Origin of the sequence: Pseudomonas sp. EA_65y_Pfl1_P113, from assembly GCF_963970525.1 — a bacterium.
GTDB lineage: Bacteria > Pseudomonadota > Gammaproteobacteria > Pseudomonadales > Pseudomonadaceae > Aquipseudomonas > Aquipseudomonas tritici.
The window spans coordinates 1-554 of record NZ_CAXAQM010000297.1; the positions used below are offsets into that span (position 1 = coordinate 1).

The window sequence follows — 554 nt, forward strand, 5'->3', positions numbered from 1 at the left end:
GGGACGTCGATTTTTCGCGCCGCGCGACGGGGTCCGCCAAGGCGCTGGAGGAGGAGTTGGTCGCACTGCTGCGCGATGCGGTGACCTCGCGGATGGGGTCGGATGTGCCGCTGGGCGCGTTCCTGTCGGGCGGGGTCGATAGCTCGGCGGTGGTCGCGTTGATGGCGGAGGCGTCGCGCGGCGCGGTGCGCACTTGCACGATCGGGTTTGACCAGAACAGCCTCGACGAGCGCCGCTATGCCGATGTGATCGCCGAGCGTTTTGCCACGCGGCACCGCGAGCGCGTGGTCGCGGCGGACAATTTTTCGCTGATCGATACGCTGGTCCATGCCTTTGACGAACCCTTTGCCGATGCGTCAGCGCTGGCGACGTATCGGGTGTGCGAACTGGCGCGCGAGGATGTTACGGTGGCTTTGTCGGGGGATGGGGCGGACGAGGCCTTTGCCGGATACCGCCGCTACAAGTTTCAGGCGGCGGAGGAGCGCGTGCGCGCGATGGTGCCGGCGTCGATCCGCTCGAACCTGTTCGGCACACTGGGCCGCTGGTATCCCAAG

1 protein-coding gene is annotated in these 554 nt (G+C 67.3%); it reads left to right on the forward strand.

The features are described 5' to 3' along the window. On the forward strand, nucleotides 1–554 hold a 554-nt coding region (locus AACY52_RS29700; RefSeq protein WP_339561284.1), incomplete at both ends, for an asparagine synthase-related protein.